The organism is Azotobacter chroococcum (genome assembly GCF_004339665.1).
In the GTDB taxonomy this organism is placed as follows: Bacteria; Pseudomonadota; Gammaproteobacteria; order Pseudomonadales; family Pseudomonadaceae; genus Azotobacter; species Azotobacter chroococcum.
Genome location: NZ_SMMU01000040.1, coordinates 1 through 19,028 on the forward strand (window position 1 = coordinate 1; position 19,028 = coordinate 19,028).

The 19,028-nt window shown below is 67.0% G+C and carries 15 protein-coding genes; 8 read left to right on the top strand and 7 right to left on the bottom strand.

Annotated features, from left to right (window positions below):
• Positions 1-109: 109 nt before the first annotated feature.
• Together EV691_RS20015 and EV691_RS20020 are read right to left on the bottom strand one after the other, a co-directional pair.
• Positions 110-1,060 carry a homoserine kinase gene (locus EV691_RS20015; protein WP_131300273.1) on the bottom strand — a complete coding sequence of 317 codons (951 nt, stop codon included), beginning with the start codon at positions 1,058-1,060 and terminating at the stop codon, positions 110-112.
• A gap of 16 nt (positions 1,061-1,076) precedes the next feature.
• The gene (locus EV691_RS20020; RefSeq protein ID WP_131300276.1) at positions 1,077-1,364 is read right to left on the bottom strand and encodes a DUF2782 domain-containing protein; all 288 of its coding nucleotides are present in this window, start codon (positions 1,362-1,364) and stop codon (positions 1,077-1,079) included.
• Between the two features lie 73 nt (positions 1,365-1,437).
• On the opposite strand from EV691_RS20020, the gene polA reads away from it, so the two are divergent.
• Positions 1,438-4,173 carry a DNA polymerase I gene (gene polA, locus EV691_RS20025; RefSeq protein WP_131300278.1) on the top strand — a complete coding sequence of 912 codons (2,736 nt, stop codon included), beginning with the start codon at positions 1,438-1,440 and terminating at the stop codon, positions 4,171-4,173.
• Between the two features lie 442 nt (positions 4,174-4,615).
• Here polA and EV691_RS20030 read toward each other — a convergent pair whose 3' ends face one another.
• Both EV691_RS20030 and EV691_RS23635 read right to left on the bottom strand, forming a co-directional pair.
• On the bottom strand, positions 4,616-5,014 hold the full coding sequence (locus EV691_RS20030) for a hypothetical protein (RefSeq protein WP_039800711.1): 399 nt from the start codon (positions 5,012-5,014) through the stop codon (positions 4,616-4,618).
• Positions 5,015-5,093: 79 nt separating this feature from the next.
• Positions 5,094-5,498, bottom strand: a complete 405-nt coding sequence (locus EV691_RS23635; protein ID WP_207390243.1) for a hypothetical protein — start codon at positions 5,496-5,498, stop codon at positions 5,094-5,096.
• A 200-nt stretch (positions 5,499-5,698) separates the two neighbouring features.
• On the opposite strand from EV691_RS23635, the gene trhP reads away from it, so the two are divergent.
• Entirely contained in the window at positions 5,699-7,060 is a 1,362-nt protein-coding gene (trhP, locus tag EV691_RS20040; RefSeq protein ID WP_131300280.1) for a prephenate-dependent tRNA uridine(34) hydroxylase TrhP, read from the top strand.
• 3 nt (positions 7,061-7,063) lie between these two features.
• Here the strand turns inward: trhP and EV691_RS20045 are convergent, their stop codons facing one another.
• Positions 7,064-9,238 carry a putative bifunctional diguanylate cyclase/phosphodiesterase gene (locus EV691_RS20045; protein WP_131300282.1) on the bottom strand — a complete coding sequence of 725 codons (2,175 nt, stop codon included), beginning with the start codon at positions 9,236-9,238 and terminating at the stop codon, positions 7,064-7,066.
• A gap of 120 nt (positions 9,239-9,358) precedes the next feature.
• Here EV691_RS20045 and uvrD point away from each other — a divergent pair, with 120 nt between their 5' ends.
• From uvrD to EV691_RS23640, 3 genes are all read left to right on the top strand, one after another.
• Positions 9,359-11,539 carry a DNA helicase II gene (gene uvrD, locus EV691_RS20050; protein ID WP_131300284.1) on the top strand — a complete coding sequence of 727 codons (2,181 nt, stop codon included), beginning with the start codon at positions 9,359-9,361 and terminating at the stop codon, positions 11,537-11,539.
• Between the two features lie 389 nt (positions 11,540-11,928).
• Complete coding sequence (gene cas3, locus EV691_RS20055; protein ID WP_207390244.1) at positions 11,929-13,911, top strand: CRISPR-associated helicase Cas3'; 1,983 nt, start codon at positions 11,929-11,931, stop codon at positions 13,909-13,911.
• Positions 13,860-14,213, top strand: coding sequence for a hypothetical protein (locus EV691_RS23640; RefSeq protein WP_207390245.1), 354 nt, complete (start codon positions 13,860-13,862; stop codon positions 14,211-14,213). The genes cas3 and EV691_RS23640 overlap by 52 nt, the downstream gene beginning before the upstream one ends.
• Before the next feature lie 80 nt (positions 14,214-14,293).
• On the opposite strand, the gene cysC is transcribed toward EV691_RS23640, so the two are convergent.
• Positions 14,294-14,887 carry an adenylyl-sulfate kinase gene (gene cysC, locus EV691_RS20060; RefSeq protein WP_131300302.1) on the bottom strand — a complete coding sequence of 198 codons (594 nt, stop codon included), beginning with the start codon at positions 14,885-14,887 and terminating at the stop codon, positions 14,294-14,296.
• Positions 14,888-15,173: 286 nt separating this feature from the next.
• Here cysC and EV691_RS20065 point away from each other — a divergent pair, with 286 nt between their 5' ends.
• The 3 genes from EV691_RS20065 to EV691_RS20075 all read left to right on the top strand — a co-directional run bounded on the left by EV691_RS20065 (position 15,174) and on the right by EV691_RS20075 (position 17,570).
• Entirely contained in the window at positions 15,174-15,893 is a 720-nt protein-coding gene (locus EV691_RS20065) for a sulfotransferase family 2 domain-containing protein (RefSeq protein ID WP_131300286.1), read from the top strand.
• Positions 15,894-15,991: 98 nt separating this feature from the next.
• Entirely contained in the window at positions 15,992-16,558 is a 567-nt protein-coding gene (locus EV691_RS20070) for a TetR/AcrR family transcriptional regulator (RefSeq protein WP_131300288.1), read from the top strand.
• A 157-nt stretch (positions 16,559-16,715) separates the two neighbouring features.
• Positions 16,716-17,570, top strand: coding sequence for a Tim44 domain-containing protein (locus tag EV691_RS20075; protein ID WP_131300304.1), 855 nt, complete (start codon positions 16,716-16,718; stop codon positions 17,568-17,570).
• A gap of 48 nt (positions 17,571-17,618) precedes the next feature.
• On the opposite strand, the gene EV691_RS20080 is transcribed toward EV691_RS20075, so the two are convergent.
• Entirely contained in the window at positions 17,619-19,013 is a 1,395-nt protein-coding gene (locus EV691_RS20080) for a diguanylate cyclase (RefSeq protein ID WP_131300290.1), read from the bottom strand.
• Between the last annotated feature and the right edge of the window lie 15 nt (positions 19,014-19,028).

The window sequence follows — 19,028 nt, forward strand, 5'->3', positions numbered from 1 at the left end:
ACACGTTATGAGAAGAAGGCCAGCCATTTCAAGGGAATGCTGGCCTTTGCGGCTGCTCTGCTATGGCTACGCTGATACGTCAACAGAACCTAGGGTTTTACGACGGGGATTACAGGGCGAAGGGCAGGGCGACCTGAACGTGGCGGCGGGCCTGCAGGCGGCAGCGGAACACTTCGGGGTCGTGGATCAGCACCTGCTGGCCGGCGAAGGCCTGGGCGGCGATCAGCCGGGACAGCCAGAAGCGCAGGCAGGCGATGCGCAGCATGGCCGGCCAGAGTTCGGCTTCGGCGGCGCGGAACGGACGTTTGGCCGAGTAGGCGGCGAGCATGGCCTGGGTGAGCTGCGGATCGAGGGTGCCGTCTTCCCTGGAGCACCAGTCGTTCACGGCGATCGCCAGGTCGTAGAGCATCGGGCCGGAGAAGGCGTTGTAGAAGTCGATCACCCCGGTCAGGTGCGCACCGTCGAACAGCACGTTGTCGCGGAACAGGTCGGCGTGCAGGTTGGCCGAGGGCAGGGCGAGCAGGCGGGCCTTCAGCCGGGTGACCTCGGCCAGCGCCTCGCGCAGCAGCGGCAGCTGCTCGTCCGGCAGCGACAGAGCGAGTTCCGGGCCTTTCTCCAGCATCCATTCCAGACCGCGGTCGCTGGGCCGCGGCAGCGGGTTCTTGCAGGTCGCCAGATGCAGGCGGGCGAGCAGGGCGCCGACTTCGCGACAGTGGTGCGCGTTGGGCTCCTGCACGTGCCTGCCGGGCAGGCGCGGCTGCAGCAGCGCCGGCTTCTCGGCCAGCTTGCGCAGGGCCTGGCCGTCCGTGGTGCGCAGGGCGTAGGGCACCGGCAGGTCGGCCGTGTGCAGCACGTCGAGCAGTTCGATGAAGAACGGCAGATCGTCCATCTGGCCGCGTTCGACCAGGGTCAGGACGTACTCGCCCTGTTCCATGCTGACGAAGAAGTTGCTGTTCTCGCTGCCTTCGGCAATGCCCTGGAAATCCAGCAGCCGGCCGAGCCCGTAGGGCGCGACGAAGGTTTCCAGCTCGTGGCGTTCGAGAGGGGTAAAAACCGACATGTTCAGGAGGGCTCACTTACCATTCGAAGATTTTCCAGGCGGGGATCCGCATGGTCGGCTCGTCGGAACGCACGAAGTTGGCATCGTTGCCGTCGGCGCGCACCAGGAAATAGGGTTTGCCAAACTTGGGGGTGACCTTGATGGCGTAGAGGAAACCATTGACGCGGTATTCCTCGATGATTTTGTCGCCCTCCTCGCGGATGGTCACGTCGGGCTCTCCGGACGGTGCATCCTGCTGAGCGAAGACGCCAACCGCACCGAAGGCCAGCAGGGCGGCCAGCAGCAGGCGAGGGAAGGTGTGCATGGTAACCTTGTCCTTTCGTCGTCAAGTCTTGTCATTCTAGCGCCGCACCCGCGGAAAAGGTTGATTCTTCGTCATGGCCCAGACCCCTCTCGTCCTGGTGGACGGCTCCTCCTACCTGTACCGCGCCTTTCACGCCCTGCCGCCGCTGACCACCTCCGCCGGCCTGCCCACCGGGGCAGTGAAGGGCGTGCTGAACATGCTGCTCAGCCTGCGCAGGCAGTATCCGGACAGCCCCTTCGCGGTGGTGTTCGACGCCAAGGGGCCGACCTTCCGCGACGAACTGTTCGAACACTACAAATCGCACCGCCCGCCGATGCCGGACGATCTGCGGGTGCAGATCGAGCCGCTGCACGCCTGCGTGCGGGCGCTCGGCCTGCCGCTCCTGTGCATCGACGGGGTGGAGGCCGACGACGTGATCGGCACCCTGGCGCGCTCGAGCGCCGCCGCCGAGCGGCCGGTGGTGATCTCCACCGGCGACAAGGACATGGCGCAGCTGGTCGACGGCCACATCAGCCTGGTCAACACCATGACCGGAAGCCGGCTGGACCGCGCCGGGGTGGTGGAGAAGTTCGGCGTCGGCCCGGAGCTGATCATCGACTTCCTGGCGCTGATGGGCGACAAGGTCGACAACATCCCCGGCGTGCCGGGGGTCGGCGAGAAGACCGCGCTCGGCCTCCTGCAGGGGCTGGGCGGCGGCCTCGACACCATCTATGCCAGTCTCGACAAGGTGCCGGGGCTGCCGATCCGCGGCGCCAGGTCGCTGGCCGCCAGGCTCGAGGAGCACCGCGAGATGGCCTACCTGTCCTACCAGCTGGCGACCATCAAGACCGACGTGGCGCTGGATATCGAGGTCGAGGCGCTGCACCCGGCGGTGGCGGACCGCACGGCGCTGATCGAGCTGTACCGCGAACTGGAGTTCAAGAGCTGGCTGGACGAGCTGCTGCGCGAAGCCCACGCTGCCGGTGCCGACAGTCCCGCGGCGGACCCGGCGGCGCCCCAGGCCCACTACGAGACCGTGCTCGACCAGGAGCGCTTCGCCGCCTGGCTGGGCAAGCTCGGGCAGGCCGGGCTGATCGCCTTCGACAGCGAAACCACCAGCCTGGACGCCCAGCAGGCGGAGCTGGTCGGCCTGTCCTTCGCCGTCTCCCCTCACGAGGCGGCCTATATCCCGCTGGCGCACAGCTACATGGGCGTGCCCGAGCAGCTCGACCGCGACGCCGTGCTGGCCGCGCTCAAGCCGCTCTTGGAGGACCCGGCCCGGGCCAAGGTCGGCCAGCACGCCAAGTACGACATGAACGTGCTGGCGCACTACGGCATCGAGGTGCGTGGCGTGGCCTACGACACCATGCTCGAATCCTACGTGCTGGACTCCACGGCGACCCGCCACGACATGGACAGCCTGGCGCTGAAGTACCTCGGCCACGGCACCATCCGCTTCGAGGACATTGCCGGCAAGGGCGCCAGGCAGCTGACCTTCGACCAGATCGCCCTGGAGCAGGCCGGCCCCTACGCGGCCGAGGACGCCGACGTGACCCTGCGCCTGCACCAGTGCCTGTGGCAGAAGCTCGAGGCCATCCCGGCGCTGGCCAGGGTGCTGCGTGAGATCGAGATGCCGCTGGTGCCGGTGCTGGCGCGCATCGAGCGCCACGGCGCGCTGGTCGACGCCAAGCTGCTCGGCGAGCAGAGCCTGGAGCTGGGCGGGAAGCTGCAGCAGCTGGAGCGCGAGGCCCATGAGCTGGCCGGCGAGGCCTTCAACCTGGCCTCGCCCAAGCAGCTCTGCGCCGTCCTCTACGAGAGGCTCGGCCTGCCGGTCCTGTCCAAGACCGCCAAGGGCCAGCCGTCCACCGCCGAGAGCGTGCTCGCCGAGCTGGCCGAGCAGGGCTACCCGCTGCCCCAGGTGATCATGCAGCACCGCAGCCTGAGCAAGCTCAAGGGCACCTACACCGACAAGCTGCCGCAGCAGATCAACCCGCGCACCGGACGCATCCACACCAGCTACCACCAGGCGGTGACCGCCACCGGGCGGCTGTCCTCCTCGGACCCGAACCTGCAGAACATCCCGATCCGCACTCCCGAAGGCCGGCGCATCCGCCAGGCCTTCGTCGCACCGCCGGGCTACAAGCTGGTGGCCGCCGACTACTCGCAGATCGAGCTGCGCATCATGGCCCACCTGGCCCGGGACGAGGGACTGCTGGACGCCTTCCGCCACGACCGCGACGTGCACCGCGCCACCGCCGCCGAGGTGTTCGGCGTCGAACTGGAGCAGGTCACCCACGACCAGCGGCGCAGCGCCAAGGCGATCAACTTCGGGCTGATCTACGGGATGAGCGCCTTCGGCCTGGCCAAGCAGATCGGCGTCGACCGCAAGCAGGCGCAGGCCTACATCGACCGCTACTTCGCCAGATACCCTGGAGTCCTTGCCTATATGGAGCGCACCCGGGCGCAGGCCGCCGAGCAGGGCTTTGTCGAGACCCTGTTCGGCCGCCGCCTGTACCTGCCGGAGATCCAGTCGAAGAACGGCGCCCTGCGCAAGGCCGCCGAGCGCACGGCGATCAACGCGCCGATGCAGGGCAGCGCGGCGGACATCATCAAGCGCGCCATGGTGGCGGTGGACGCCTGGCTGCTGGAGAGCGGGCTGGATGCGCGGATGATCTTGCAGGTGCACGACGAACTGGTGCTGGAGGTGCGCGAGGACCAGGTCGAGGCGCTCAAGGCCGGCTTGCTGCCGCGCATGAGCGGCGCCGCCGAGCTGGATGTGCCGCTGCTGGTGGAGGCCGGGGTGGGCGGCAACTGGGACGAGGCGCACTGAGCCGGGCGCGGGAATGCCATCGCGATGACGGAGGTTCCCCCCCGAAAGCTGCATTTTTCAGCCAAGAATGTTTTTGGGCTGAACTTTTGGAGCGATCGTGCAGTCAGACCTGTACGACTGGCTGAAAAGCCTTTCGATGCTCCTTGTTGTGTTAAGTGTTGGCAGATATGCGGACTCCCTGGAGTCCGACGTTAAACCCCGAACCTCTTCCTCCCCCATATGAAGTTCGGGGTTTTTTTTGTTCCCGATTCGGAGCCTTGGGCCGGGAAAAGCGCGAAAACGCCGATGCGGCCCCGATTGCGCGGGAGAGGCCGACGGCGTGGCATTGACGTGAGGACGTGTAAAGGCGGCTCTCCCGCCGCTTCGATCGCCAGGGGGAGGCAGAGGAGCGGGAGAGCCTGACGCGGTAGCGGCCCGGTCGGAGGTCCGGGCCGCGGAACTCTTAGCGGAGGGTGCGCATGACGTCGCTGGCGTCGGCCAGGGCGGTGGTCTTGGGCTTCTTCGGATGCGGACGGTTGCCGCGGATCTCGACCTTGTCGCCGGCGGCGAAGACGCGGTTCGGCGAGCGCACCGTCTTCAGTTCGCCGCTGTCGGTGCGGACCACGTAGGCGCGGTCGCTGCCACCGGCTGCATCCTGGGCGGAGCCGCCGAACAGCGCACCGACGCCGGCACCGACCAGGGCGCCGATCGGCCCACCGACGGCGCCGACCATCATGCCGGTCATGCCGCCCGTTGCCTTGCCGGAGGTCTGGTCTTTCACTTCACTGACGATTTCGTCTGCGTTGACACTGCCGATGGTCAGCAGGCCGAGGGTCAGAGCCAGGATGCCGAGCTTTTTCATGGCGGTTCCTCCGAGGAACTTTCAGTGGGCTACATCAGGGTTATTCCACGAAACATGCCAAACGCATTGCTACGTAGAATCAATGACTTAGCTTCCTTTCCCCGGCTCGGTTCGCGACAAAATGTCGCGTCGCAGACAAGCGCTTGTCGGAATTCCTCCAAAAAAATGAACTTTCATTGATCCAGATCAAGAAAGCGTAGCCGTAATCGTGCCTGTCGATCCGGAGGCCGACGGATGGAACAGGGACGCGGGCGGGGGGCACCGGCGCGCTCGGCAGGAAAAGGACGCGATGCGGAACGGGCCGGCCGCTGGCTTCCTGGGCCTCGCCGCCGAACAGGGCGCCGATCAGCATGCCGTTCATGCCGCCCGGCGACTTGCCGGTGGTCTGTTCCTCGATCTCCCTGGAGGCTTCGGCGGCATGGGGGCTATCGAAGGTCGGCAGTCTGAGGGTCAGGGCCAAGGCCGGGGCGCCGAAGTTTTTCATGGCTGTTCCTCCGAGGAGCATTTCGGGTTTCTGCTGTTTCCTCGATCGGCACTCGTGCAGTTCGTCGAGAGCAGGGAGGGCGTGGGCGACAGGAATCGGTTGGTCGGGGCAACGGCCCGCGCCCATCGGAAAGGACGCACGTTCCGGCAAAGCGCAGTAGAATTCTCCGCCCTTTTGTTGCCCCCGCGAGTCGCTGCGCCATGACCGCTTCCGCCTTCCGCCCCGAACTGCTGTCCCCCGCCGGCACCCTCAAGTCCATGCGCTACGCCTTCGCCTACGGCGCCGATGCGGTGTACGCCGGGCAGCCGCGCTACAGCCTGCGGGTGCGAAACAACGAGTTCGACCACGCCCACCTGGCGCTCGGCATCGCCGAGGCCCATGCCCAGGGCCGGCAGTTCTACGTGGTGGTCAACATCGCCCCGCACAACGCCAAGCTGAAGACCTTCCTCAAGGACCTGCAGCCGGTGATCGACATGCAGCCGGATGCGCTGATCATGTCCGACCCGGGGCTGATCATGCTGGTGCGCGAGCACTTCCCGGCGATGGCCATCCACCTCTCGGTGCAGGCCAACGCGGTGAACTGGGCCAGCGTGGAATTCTGGCGCCGCCAGGGGCTGACCCGGGCGATCCTCTCCCGCGAGCTGTCGCTGGAGGAGATCGGCGAGATGCGCGAGCAGGTGCCGGGGATGGAGCTGGAGGTGTTCGTCCACGGCGCGCTGTGCATGGCCTATTCCGGGCGCTGCCTGCTGTCCGGCTACATCAACCACCGCGATCCCAACCAGGGCAGCTGCACCAACGCCTGCCGCTGGGAGTACAAGGCCCACGAAGGCCGGGAGGACGAGCTGGGCAACATCGTCCACGTCCAGGAGCCGGTCCCGCTGCAAGCGATCGAGCCGACCCTCGGCAGCGGCGCGCCCACCGAGCGGCTGATGCTGCTCGAGGAGAGCAAGCGGCCGGGCGAGTACATGGAGGCCTTCGAGGACGAGCACGGCACCTACATCATGAACTCCAAGGACCTGCGCGCCGTACAGCACGTCGAGCGGCTGGTGCGGATGGGCGTGCATTCGCTGAAGATCGAGGGCCGCACCAAGAGCCACTACTACGTGGCGCGCACCGCCCAGGTGTACCGTAAGGCGATCGACGACGCGGTGGCCGGCCGGCCGTTCGACCGGTCATTGATGGATACCCTGGAGTCGCTGGCCCACCGTGGCTACACCGAGGGTTTCCTGCGCCGCCACGTGCACGACGAGTATCAGAACTACGGCTACGGCTACTCGCTGTCCGAGCGCCAGCAGTTCGTCGGCGAGCTGACCGGCGAGCGCCGCAACGGCCTGGCCGAGGTGCAGGTGAAGAACCGCTTCGCCTTGGGCGACCGCCTCGAGCTGATGACCCCCCAGGGCAACCTGAACTTCCGCCTGGAGGCCCTGGAGAACAAGCGCGGCGAGCGCGCCGAGGTGGCCCCGGGCGACGGCCACACCCTCTACCTGCCGGTGCCGGAGGGCGTGGACCTGGAGTACGCCCTCTTGATGCGCGAGCTGGACGGCACCACTACCCGCGGCTGAGGCTCAGTCGCTCATCGCACAGGCCTGCTGCGCGGCCTGCTCGCGCAGCAGGCTCGCCAGGGTCGCCGCCTCCACCGGCCGGCTGATCAGGTAGCCCTGGATCTCGTCGCAGCCGTGCTCGCGCAGGAATTCCAGCTGCGCCGGCTCCTCGACGCCCTCGGCGACCACCTCCAGGCCCAGGCTGTGGGCCATGACGATGATCGCCCGGGTGATCGCCGCGTCGCCGCCGCGGCCGGAGCCGTCCAGGCTGCGGATGAAGGTCTGGTCGATCTTCACCACGTTGACCGGCAGGTGCTTGAGGTAGCCGAGCGACGAATAGCCGGTGCCGAAATCGTCGATCGCCAGGCGCACGCCCAGCGCGCGCAGCCGGGTGAACACCTCGGCCAGGTGCTCGACGTCGTCCGACAGCTGGCTTTCGGTCAGCTCCAGCTCCAGCAGGTGTGCCGGCAGGCCGGTCATGGCCAGCACGGCGCCGACCCGCTCGACGAAATCGCCCTGGCGCAGTTGGCCCATGGAAATGTTCACCGCCACGCGCAGTTCGGCGATTCCCGCCTGCTGCCAGGCGCGCGCCTGGGCGCAGGCCTGGTGCAGGACGAAATCGCCGATGGCGTCGATCTGCCCGGTTTCCTCGGCCAGCGGAATGAACTGCGCCGGCGACACCAGGCCGCGCTCCGGGTGACGCCAGCGCACCAGCGCCTCGGCGCCCTGCAGGCGGTTCGCCGCGAAATTCAGCTTCGGCTGGTAGAACACCTCCAGCTCGCCGCGCACCAGCGCCTTGTCCAACTGCGCCTCGAGCAGCAGGCGCTCGCGGCTGCTGCTCTGCAGGCTGTCGCGGTAGAACTGCAGGGTATTGCTGCCGAACTGCTTGGCGTGGCGCATGGCCATGGCTGCCTGGCAGAGCAGGCTGGCCGGATTGCCGCCGGCCGCGGACAGCAGACCGATCCCCAGCGAGGCGCTGACCACCACCTCGTGCTCGCCCACCGACACGCCGTGGCGCAGCACGCTGAGCAGGCGGCGGCCGAGCTGCTCCACCTCCTCCAGCGTCTTGTCGGTTTCCAGCAGCACGGCGAATTCGTCGACGGCGATCCGCGCGACGGTGTCGGCCTGGCGCAGGCTATCGCCGAGGCGCCGGGCCAGCGCGCAGATGATCTCGTCGGCGAGCTGATGGCCGAGGCTCTCGTTGAGCCGCTTGAAGCGATCCAGGTTGAAGTGCAGCAGCACCAGTTCGCGGCCGGCAGGCTGCGGCCGTCTGGTCAGGATCTTCAGGCGGCGCAGCAGCAGGCTGCGGTTGGCCAGGCCGGTCATCGGGTCGTGGCTGGCCAGGTAGCGGCGCAGCGCCTGTTCCTCGCGGCGCGCCCGCTCGCTGGCGGTCAGCGCCCGGGTGCGCTCGTCGACCCGCTCCTCCAGCGCCTGCTGCGCGCTGCGCAATTCTTCCTCGACGCGCCGGCGCCGCTGCACCTCGCGGGCGAGTTCGTCGTTCAGCCGGGCGGTGGCCTGCCGCGTCTGCTTCTCGAACTCCAGCAGCGAACGGTTCTGGAAGCGCTGCAGCAGGTTGCGGCGGGTCGTCCGGTTGATCTGCCAGGCGCTGAGCACGAGAGCCGCCAGCAGGATCAGGCCGAGGATGCCCCAGCCCTGCAGCGGGCTGTGGTCGAGGCCGAGCAGATAGAGGCTGGACGGCAGCAGGGCGGGCAGGGCGAAGGCGAGGAAGGCGCCCAGGCTGGCCGCATAGGCCATGCTGGCGCAGATGGTCGCCGCCGCCAGCAGGCCATGGATCAGCGCCTGCTGCAGCGGCGTGGCCAGCGGCATGAGGTAGATGCCGATCTGGGTCAGGGTCGCCCCCGAAACCGCGGCGCCGAGCAGGAAGCTGTGCCGCCAGGTCGGATCGGCCTGATGCTCCGCCGAGGCCCGGTGGAAGGCCAGGATTCGCCACAGGCTCAGGCCGATCAGCGAACCCACCCAGAGCGCCAGCCAGGCCAGCGTGGCCGGATCGTGCCGTTCCCAGAGCAGAAATACGCAGCTCAGGCCACCGCTCAGCATCAGCAGGATCGGCAGCGGCGCGGCACGGTACAGGCGGCGGTTCAGGGCCGCTTCCATTGGCACGCCGTAACGCTCCCGGATGCTCTCCGGCGCGATGGCCGGCGGCACTACATCCGGGGGAAAGAGAAAGTTCATGTCCATGTTATTGATTTCTACACATCCGGTCCCAAGGCGGGCGATCACGAAGATCGCCCCTGGTGTGTCTTGTCGCAAGGCACCCCGAGTTTGCCCCGTCTTCGCCGCGGCCGCTAGAATGCCGCGATGCGCGACGACCTATCCTTTCTGCTAAGTACCCTCAACGCCGCCCAGCGCCAGGCCGTGGCCGCGCCGCTCGGTCCGAACCTGGTGCTGGCCGGCGCCGGCTCGGGCAAGACCCGCGTGCTGGTGCACCGCATCGCCTGGCTGATCGAGGTGGAGAACGCCTCGCCCCACTCGATTCTCGCGGTGACCTTCACCAACAAGGCCGCCGCCGAGATGCGCGCGCGCATCGAGCAGCTGCTCGGCCACAGCCCCATGGGCATGTGGATCGGCACCTTCCACGGCCTGGCCCATCGCCTGCTGCGCGCCCACTGGCAGGAGGCGGGGCTGGCCGAGAACTTCCAGATCCTCGATGCCGACGACCAGCAGCGCCTGGTCAAGCGGGTGATCCGCGAGCTGGGCCTCGACGAGCAGCGCTGGCCGGCGCGCCAGGCGCAGTGGTTCATCAACGCGAAAAAGGACGAAGGCCTGCGCCCGCAGCACATCCAGCCGGGCGGCGACCTGTTCCTCGCCACCCAGCTGAAGATCTACGCAGCCTACGAGGCGGCCTGCGCGCGCGCCGGGGTGATCGACTTCGCCGAACTGCTGCTGCGCGCCCTCGACCTGTGGCGCGACAAGCCGGGCCTTCTGGAGCACTACCAGCGGCGCTTCCGCCATGTGCTGGTCGACGAGTTCCAGGACACCAACGCCGTGCAGTACGCCTGGCTGCGTCTCCTGGCGCAGGGCGGCGCCAGCCTGATGGCGGTGGGCGACGACGACCAGTCGATCTACGGCTGGCGCGGCGCGCGGATCGAGAACATCCAGCAGTTCTGCGAGGATTTTCCGGCCGCCGAGACCATCCGCCTGGAGCAGAACTACCGCTCCACCGGCAGCATCCTCAAGGCCGCCAACGCGCTGATCGCCAACAACCAGGGCCGCCTCGGCAAGGAGCTGTGGACCGAGGGCGCGGACGGCGAGCCGATCGGCCTCTACGCCGCCTTCAACGAGCACGATGAGGCGCGCTACGTGGTGGAAAGCATCCGCCAGGCGCTCAAGGACGGCCTGGCGCACAGCGAGATCGCCATCCTCTACCGCTCCAACGCCCAGTCGCGGGTGCTCGAGGAGGCGCTGCTGCGGGAGAAGATCCCCTACCGCATCTACGGCGGCCAGCGCTTCTTCGAGCGCGCCGAGATCAGGAACGCCATGGCCTACCTGCGGGTGATCCACACCCGCCACAACGACGCGGCGCTGGAGCGGATCATCAATCTGCCGGCCCGCGGCATCGGCGAGAAGACCGTCGAGACCCTGCGCCAGCTGGCCCGCGAGGCCAACCTCTCGCTGTGGGGCGCGCTGCACCAGGCGGTCGGCGGCAAGCTGGTGAGCGGCCGCGCCGCCAGCGCACTGAACGCCTTCGTCGAGCTGATCGACGGCCTGGCCCTGAAGGTCGAGCAGCTGCCGCTGCCGCTGATGACCCAGGTGGTGATCGAGGACTCCGGGCTGCGCGCCTACCATGGTACGGAGAAGGGCGAGAAGGCCCAGGCGCGGGTGGAGAACCTCGAGGAACTGGTCAGCGCCGCCCGCGCCTTCGAGCATGCCGGGGACGAGGACGCCCAGTCGCCGCTGGCGGCCTTCCTCGACCACGCCTCGCTGGAGGCCGGCGAGCAGCAGGCCGGCGACTTCGAGGACAGCGTGCAGCTGATGACCCTGCACAGCGCCAAGGGCCTGGAGTTTCCGCTGGTGTTCCTGGTCGGCATGGAGGAGGGCCTGTTCCCCCACAAGATGAGCCTGGAGGAACCCGGCCGCCTCGAGGAAGAGCGCCGCCTGGCCTACGTCGGCATCACCCGCGCCATGCAGCGCCTGGTGGTGACCTACGCCGAAACCCGCCGGCTGTACGGCAGCGAGACCTACAACAAGATCTCGCGCTTCGTCCGCGAGATCCCGCCGGCGCTGCTGCGCGAGGTGCGCCTGTCCAACAGCCTCAGCCGCCCCGCCGCCGCCCGCCCCAGCCATGGCGCGATATTCGCCGGTGCCGCCGTGCCGGACACCCCCTTCTCCCTCGGCCAGCGCGTGCGCCATCCGCTGTTCGGCGAGGGCACCATCCTCAACTTCGAGGGCGCCGGCGCCCAGGCGCGGGTGCAGGTGAACTTCGAGGACGAAGGCAGCAAGTGGCTGATGCTCGGCTACGCCAAGCTGGAGGCGGTGTAGCGCCGGCAAGCCGTGGCCGGCCGATATCGACCGGCTGATATGTCAACAAATCGGGCATATCTGTCGGCCTGCCGCCGACATCCCTGCAGGCGTTGTCAGCATCCGGCTGACTCTCCCCCCTGTGCCGCCCGCCTGTCCGGCCACCGTTCATGCCTCCGCCCGTTGGGTCAACACGTCCCGACAACATGCCGCGTCATGCCCGGGGCAGGCTCCCAACCGGCCTGAAAACTTTACCTGTTTTTCTGCACAGGGTTATGTCCATACGAATCATGTGGATAGCATTGGCAAATCGACACCAATGATTTGCCGAAAGCGGACAGGACGTTCGCTTGCTCCGGCGTAATGCAAGGGAATGCAGGCCGGCCCGACGAGGCCCAGGAATAGTCCCCATGCGGCGACCCAAGCAGGGAAATGCTTCGGCTGACAGCGCCACCGTCAGCTTCGATTCATGCCCCGCCAAGACCTTCACGACTTATGACGGCAGAACCCTGGCTGGCAGGAGCGTGTTCAACCATGCCCGGGCGATCGTTTCCCGCTATCCGCCCGGCCTGCAGGCAAGCCTGTTTCCCGAAGGCACCCCGCTCGCGGCGGCGGGCCACGACATCGGCAAGGTCAGCCCGACCTTCTATGAAAAGCTGCGGCGCGCCTGCGATCCGGACACGGCCTTGCCCGCCCTGACCGGCATTGATCCCAAGCTGGAAGACAACTGGCGCGGCCATCCCGGCGTCAGCCAACTGGCCGCGATCGCCGCCGGAGCACCTGCATTCGTGCCCGAAATCCTCGGCCAGCACCACGGTTTCTCGCCTCCGGTGGCCGGATATCATGCTGCGAACGAGGTTTTCGGCGGGCCAGCGTGGCAGCGGGAACGCGAACGGCTGATCGCGGCGCTCAAAGAGGCGCTGCAGACGGATTGGCCGCAGGTAGGCTCGGCAGCCCAGGCCAGAGTGCTGGCCGGACTGACCTCGGTGGCCGACTGGATCGGCTCCGGCGAGTTCTTCGAGGACCCGGCCGTGGAATGGCAGCCCAGGATCGCGCAGGCCCTCGATGCGGCAGGCTTCGTACCTCCGGCGGTGCAGCCCGGCCTGAGTTTCGAGCAGGTGTTCGGCTTCGCGCCGCGACCGGCGCAGCGGCAGCTCATCGAGCAGGTGACCGCACCGGGCGTCTACGTGCTGGAGGCGCCCATGGGGCTGGGCAAGACCGAGGCGGCCCTGTACGCGGCCTACCGGATGCTGGAGCTTGGCCAGGCCTGGGGCATCTACTTCGCCCTGCCGACGCAGCTCACCTCGAACAAGATTTACGAACGCTTCAACACCTTCCTGGGCGCAACCCTGGCCGAGGACTGCCCGCACCGCTCCCTGCTATTGCACGGCAATGCCTGGCTGCTGGAAACCGAGATGGGCGAGGAGGGCCGCCCCGGCGGCTTCTGGTTCCAGCAGGGCAAGCGGGGGCTGCTGGCGCCCTTCGCGGTCGGCACGCTCGACCAGGCGCTGATGGCGGCGATGAACATCAAGCACGGCTTCGTGCGCGCCTTCGGCCTGGCCGGCAAGGTGGTGATCCTCGACGAGATCCACACCTACGATGCCTATACCGGCACGCTGCTCGATGCCCTGGTGGATCTGCTGCGCCAGCTGCACTGCACGGTGATCGTGCTGAGCGCCACCCTGAACCGGGAACGGCGCGGCCAGTTGCTCGACTGCAATGTCGCCTCCGCCGACTACCCGCTGATCACCGCCGTCCCGGTCGACGGAACGCCCGTCGAGATGGCAGTGCCCGTGACCGACCGGCGGCGGGTCGCACTGCAGCTGGAAAGGGAGGCGGCCCCGGCTCTGAACGAGGCCCTCGAACGCGCGCAGGCCGGTCAGCAGGTGCTGTGGATCGAAAATACTGTCGCCAAAGCCCAGGAACGCTATCTGGACCTGGCCGCCCGTGCCGCCGAGCTGGGCAACGCCTGCGGCCTCCTGCATTCGCGCTTCACCGCGGACGACCGCCAGCGCCTGGAGGCGCACTGGGTCGGCCTGTTTGGCAAGGACGGCTGGTCCGAACGCCGGCGACAGGGACGGATTCTGATCGGCACCCAGGTACTGGAGCAGTCGCTGGACATCGACGCTGATTTCCTGGTCAGCCGCTTCTGCCCGACCGACATGCTGCTGCAGAGGATGGGCCGCCTGTGGCGACATGCCGATACCCCGCGCGCGGCCGGCGCACGCTGCGAGGCCTGGCTGCTGGCGTCCGAGCCGCAGGCAGCCACCGAGACACCGCAACAGGTCTTCGGCGCACCGCAGCGGTCTACAGCCCCTATGTGCTGTGCCGCAGCCTCGAGGTGTGGAGCGGGCGCGAGCGACTGGAGCTGCCGGGGGATATCCGTCCGCTGATCGAGGCCACCTACGCGGCGCGGCCGGAAACCGACGCCATGGCGCGCTGGCTGGATGAGCTGGAAAAGGGTTCGCGCCACCGCCTGGGCCGGCAGGCCCTGCGCCAGCTCGCGCGGGTCGCGCTGGCCGAGGACGGCGTCACCCTGCCGGAAAGCAAGGCGCAGACCCGTTACAGCGAAACCGAAAGCGGCGTGGTGCTGCGGTCTTCCCCACGCCCGTGGGGGTGTTTCCAAGGAGATCAAGGGCATCACCGGCACCTCGCGATCTTCCCCACGCCCGTGGGGTGTCTCCAGCCAGACTGACTGGAAATCTGATATTTCCCATGCCTGGAAGAGGAGGAAAATCTGCGCCTCCCCGTGAGCCCGAGTACAGTGAGGCTGCGCTATTTCACATAGCCCCCTTCCTGCAGATATCCGATGATCTCGCGGGCGATCTGCGCCGGTGTTCGCCCCAGGGTGGTCACCCGCATTTCCGGATCAAGCGGAGCCTCATAGAGCGAATCGATGCCGGTGAAGTGGGCGATCAGTCCGCACCGGGCCTTCTTGTACAGGCCCTTCGGGTCGCGCCGCTCGCACTCCTCCAGCGGAGTATCGATGAAGACCTCCATGAACTCTCCGGGAGCGACCAGGCGCCTGGCCATCTCCCGATCCCGCCGAAAGGGCGAGATGAAGGCCGCAATGACGATGATTCCGGCATCGACAAACAGGCGTGCGACTTCCGCCACCCGGCGGATGTTTTCCTCGCGATCGGCGTCGGTAAATCCCAGATCCCGATTCAAGCCATGACGTAGATTATCGCCGTCGAGCAGATAAGTGTGCGCACCGAGCCGCAACAGTTCCTGCTCCAGGATATTCGCGATCGTCGACTTGCCCGCGGCACTCAGTCCGGTGAACCAGACGATACAGGGCTTCTGTCCCTTGCTGCCGGCACGCTGCCGTTTACTGACACTCGATTGATGCCAGGCTATATGCTCCATCCTTGTCCCCTGCAAATCAGCGAGTTTTTCCTGATGCGTCGGTTTGTTACTCCCCTTGCCCGACAAGTTCATTCGGATTTACTCAAAGTCGGCCAAGACCTTACAAAAATTTACGAAACTTTGACCAATCTTATGGTGTAGTGCGGCAGGCCATACCGACAGGAAAGACCAGGCCAAGCGTGCCGGCAATAAGTCGGCACTGACCTTTTCATCGGTGTCGCCGGCAATGAACTTCCCGGAGCCTCTTCGGGTTAATGGAATGTTTCCCGATATCGCGAGACAAGGCATGGATTTCTTGAGAAGGTTCTTCTGGCGCAGCCTCAGCAAACAGCAGCAGGATTACCTGCTGCGGCAGTTGCCGATCATCGAACGGCAAGCCTTCAAGCAGACCCTCTTCAAGAAGACCTTGGCGATTCCCGAGCCATTTCGGCAGTACAACTGCATCTTCGTGCATGTGCCCAAGTGTGCCGGCAAGAGCCTCTGCGCCTCACTGTTCGGCGACGGGGGACCGGGGCACCTGCCCCTGAACTGGTATGCCCAGGTTTTTCCGGAGTTCTATGCACGTGCATTCAAGTTCGCCATCGTTCGCGATCCTTTGGACCGGGCCCATTCGGCCTATTGCTATCTGCTCGGCAACAGGCGACTCAGGCAGGATCAGGCCGCCCGGAGAATGCTCGAACGCCATGGCAGCTTCGACAACTTCGTCGATGCCTGGCTTTGTCCGGAAAATGTCGACCGGCAGATTCACTTCGTGCCCCAATGGCGGTTTCTGACCGACGAACTCGGGCAGATCGATGTGGACTTCATCGGACGCTATGAAAACCTGGCCGGCGACTTTGCCCATATCTGCCGGCAACTGGGCCTTGAGGTCGAACTGGCCCACAAGAACAGGTCCGACCGGGAAATCGCCGACAGGCACGAACAGTTCCGGCCAGCGACGCGGAAAAGAATCCATGAGGTGTATGCGCGCGATTACCAGCTACTGGGGTATGCGCCGCCCGCGTGAAGGTAGACGCGGCAGGATCTTTCCTGCCCGGCCGCCACCGGTCGCCGCCGCCGTCAGCCGCTCGGGAAGCGTCCATACTGAAAGGCGGAGGTGAGTCCATGACCAGTTCCGCGCAGATCCTCGATACCGCCCTGCAGATCGCCGAGCGCAGCGGTTGGGAGCGGCTGCGCCTGTTCGACGTGGCCGCCACGCTGGGCATCGGGCTGGACGAGATCGCCCGCCGCTACCGGGACAAGGACGCCCTGGTGGAAGCCTGGTTCGACCGCGCCGACGCGGCCATGCTGGCCCGCGCCCGGGATGCCGGTCTGGCGGTGCTGACGCCGGCCGGGCGACTGGAGGAGCTGCTGGTCGTCTGGCTCGCGGCGCTGGCGCCGCACCGGCGGCTGACCGCGGAGATGCTCTGCTACAAGCTCGAGCCCGGCCATGTCCATCTGCAGACGCTGGGACTGATGCGCATCAGCCGCACCGTGCAGTGGTGGCGCGAGGCGGCCGGGCGGACCAACTCGCACCTCTCGCGCATCGGCGAGGAGTGCGCGCTCAGCACCGTCTATCTGTGCACCTTCAGCCACTGGCTGCGCCACCGCCGGGAGGACGAGGCGGCGCTGCGCGCCTATCTGCGCCGGCGCCTGTACAGCCTGCCGCTGGCCTGGCTGCTGCGGCCCTGAGCCGGTCCGCGGGCAAAAGCTCGAAACAGTTTTTCTCCAGCGTTGCCCGGAGTCCGGCCGCCATTGCTTTCAGCTTGGGAAATAATGAATGACAGCTCCCGGCACTGCTGGGCAAGATGAAATGCGTGACATCAACTACAACTACGGGAATCCCCACATGCGTCGTTTTCTCAGTCTCTGCATGGCGTGTTGCGTGGCCATGACCCTCAGCCTCGATGCCAACGCCAAGCGTTTCGGCGGCGGCAAGTCGTCCGGCAGCGAGCCGACCCACCAGACCCGCCAGGTCCAGCCGCAGCAGCCGGCCGGCAGCACTGCCACGACGCCGAACGCGGCCGCGCCGACTCCCGCCCGTCCGGCCAGCGGCGCCTCGCGCTGGCTCGGCCCGCTGGCCGGCATCGCCGCCGGCGGCCTGCTGGCTTCGATGTTCATGGGTGACGGCTTCGACGGCATCCAGCTGCTCGACATCCTGATCCTCGCGCTGATCGCCTTCCTGGTGTACCGCCTGATCGCCGCCCGCCGGCGCAAGCTGCACCCGGCCATGGCCGGTCACGCGCCCATGCAGCGTGAGATGCCGGCCCAGCCGCGTGCCGCCGCCAGCGCCGCGCCGGCTGCTGCCCAGCGCCGCGCGCCGATCCAGGCGCCGGCCTGGTTCAACGAGCAGCGTTTCCTGGAAGCCGCCCGCCAGCACTTCATGGCCCTGCAGCAGCACTGGGACGCCAACGAGATGGACAAGATCGCCGAGTTCGTCACTCCGCAGATGCTCGACTTCATCCGCAAGGAGCGCGCCGAGCTGGGCGACGGCTTCCAGTCCACCTACGTCGAGAACCTGCAGGTGCAGCTGGACGGCCTGGACGACCTGGCCGACAAGACCGTCGCCACCCTGACCTTCAGCGGCGTGTCGAAGAACTCCCGCTTCGAGCAGGGCGAGACCTTCAGCGAGAGCTGGCGCATGGAGCGCCGCCAGGGCGAGAACCAGCCCTGGCTGATCGCCGGCATCCGCCAGAACGGCTGAGCCGGACCCCAGCGACGGAAAACCCGGGCTTGCCCGGGTTTTCCTTTTTCAGCCCGGCAGTTCCCTGGCCAGCACCACCCGGTTGCGTCCGCCATGCTTGGCCTCGTACAGCGCCCGGTCGGCCTGGCGCAGCAGGCGCTGGTAGTCCGGATGGCCGTCGTGCAGGGCCAGGCCGATGCTCACGGTCAGCTGCAGGTCGTGCTCGCCCGATAGACGGAAGCGCTCCTTCTCGGCCTGCTGGCGCAGCTTCTCGGCCACCCCGAGCGCCTGTCCCTGGTGGACGTCGACCAGCAGCACGAGAAATTCCTCGCCGCCCATGCGGAACACGTAGTCGCCGCCGCGGCAATGGTTGCTGAGCAGGGTGGCCAGCTGCTGCAGGACCAGATCGCCGGCCTCGTGGCCGAACTCGTCGTTGATCTGCTTGAAGTGGTCGATGTCCACCGCCAGCACGGCGAAGGTGCGCTCGCTCTGCCGTGCGTAGGCCACTTCCTTGGCCAGGATCACCGGCAGGAACTTGCGGTTGAGCATGCGCGTCAGCACGTCACGGCCGCTTTCCAGGACATTGGCCTGCTCGAACAGGTTGTCCAGATGAAAGACGATGCCCTTGGCCTGTTCGCGCAGGGTGCGCAGGTTGTGCAGGCGCTGCTCGACGTTCGGCTCCGCCACGGCCTTCTCGAACAGCGGCAGCAGCACCTCGTCGATCTGCTGCATGCTCTGCAGGATCAGCTCGGTTTCCCAGGAGCCCTGGAAGGCATGGGCGCCCTTGTGGCGGAACCACAGGCCGAATTCCGAGCCGGACAGCCTGGGCAGCTGCGCTGCGAGCTGGCCGACGGCCAGATCGAACATCAGCTGGTTTTCCCAGTCGAGCAGGGCGGAGCGCTGGCGCTCCTGTTCGACGCCGATGTGCTGTGCCACCGAGAACAGCCGGTAGCCCTCCTCGCTGCGCGAGTTGCGGTCATTGGCGTCGGAAAAGGCGCGGCTCATGATCTCCATGGCCAGGTCGATGGTTTCGCCGATCAGGCGCTGGCCGAAGAGCTTGTGCTCGGTGTCGAGGGGCTGCCGGCAGAGCAGCTCGAACAGCCGCTCGCGCAGGTGCCGGGCGCCGCGCAGCACCAGGTGGATGGGAATCTTGATGCGCGCATGGATCTCGCCGATCTGCTTCTGCTGGGTGATCAGCGCCAGCAGGGCGGTCTCGTCGCCGGTGCTGGAAAACAGCGAGACGATCCATTGCTGCAGGGTCCCATGGAGACGGCTCTTCACCTGCTCGTGGGTGAGGAAGAGCATGGCCTGTTCGTCCTGCAGCATCTGCTGGTAGAAATACCCGGCCAGTTCAGCCTGATGGGTGGTGGCCAACTCCCTGACCTGGGCGGCGACTGCCGCAGGAAATTGCATGAGCAATAGTTTCCATTCGGCGGCCTGTTGTTCTGGGGACGTACTGGGCATAAGAGATCCTGCTCT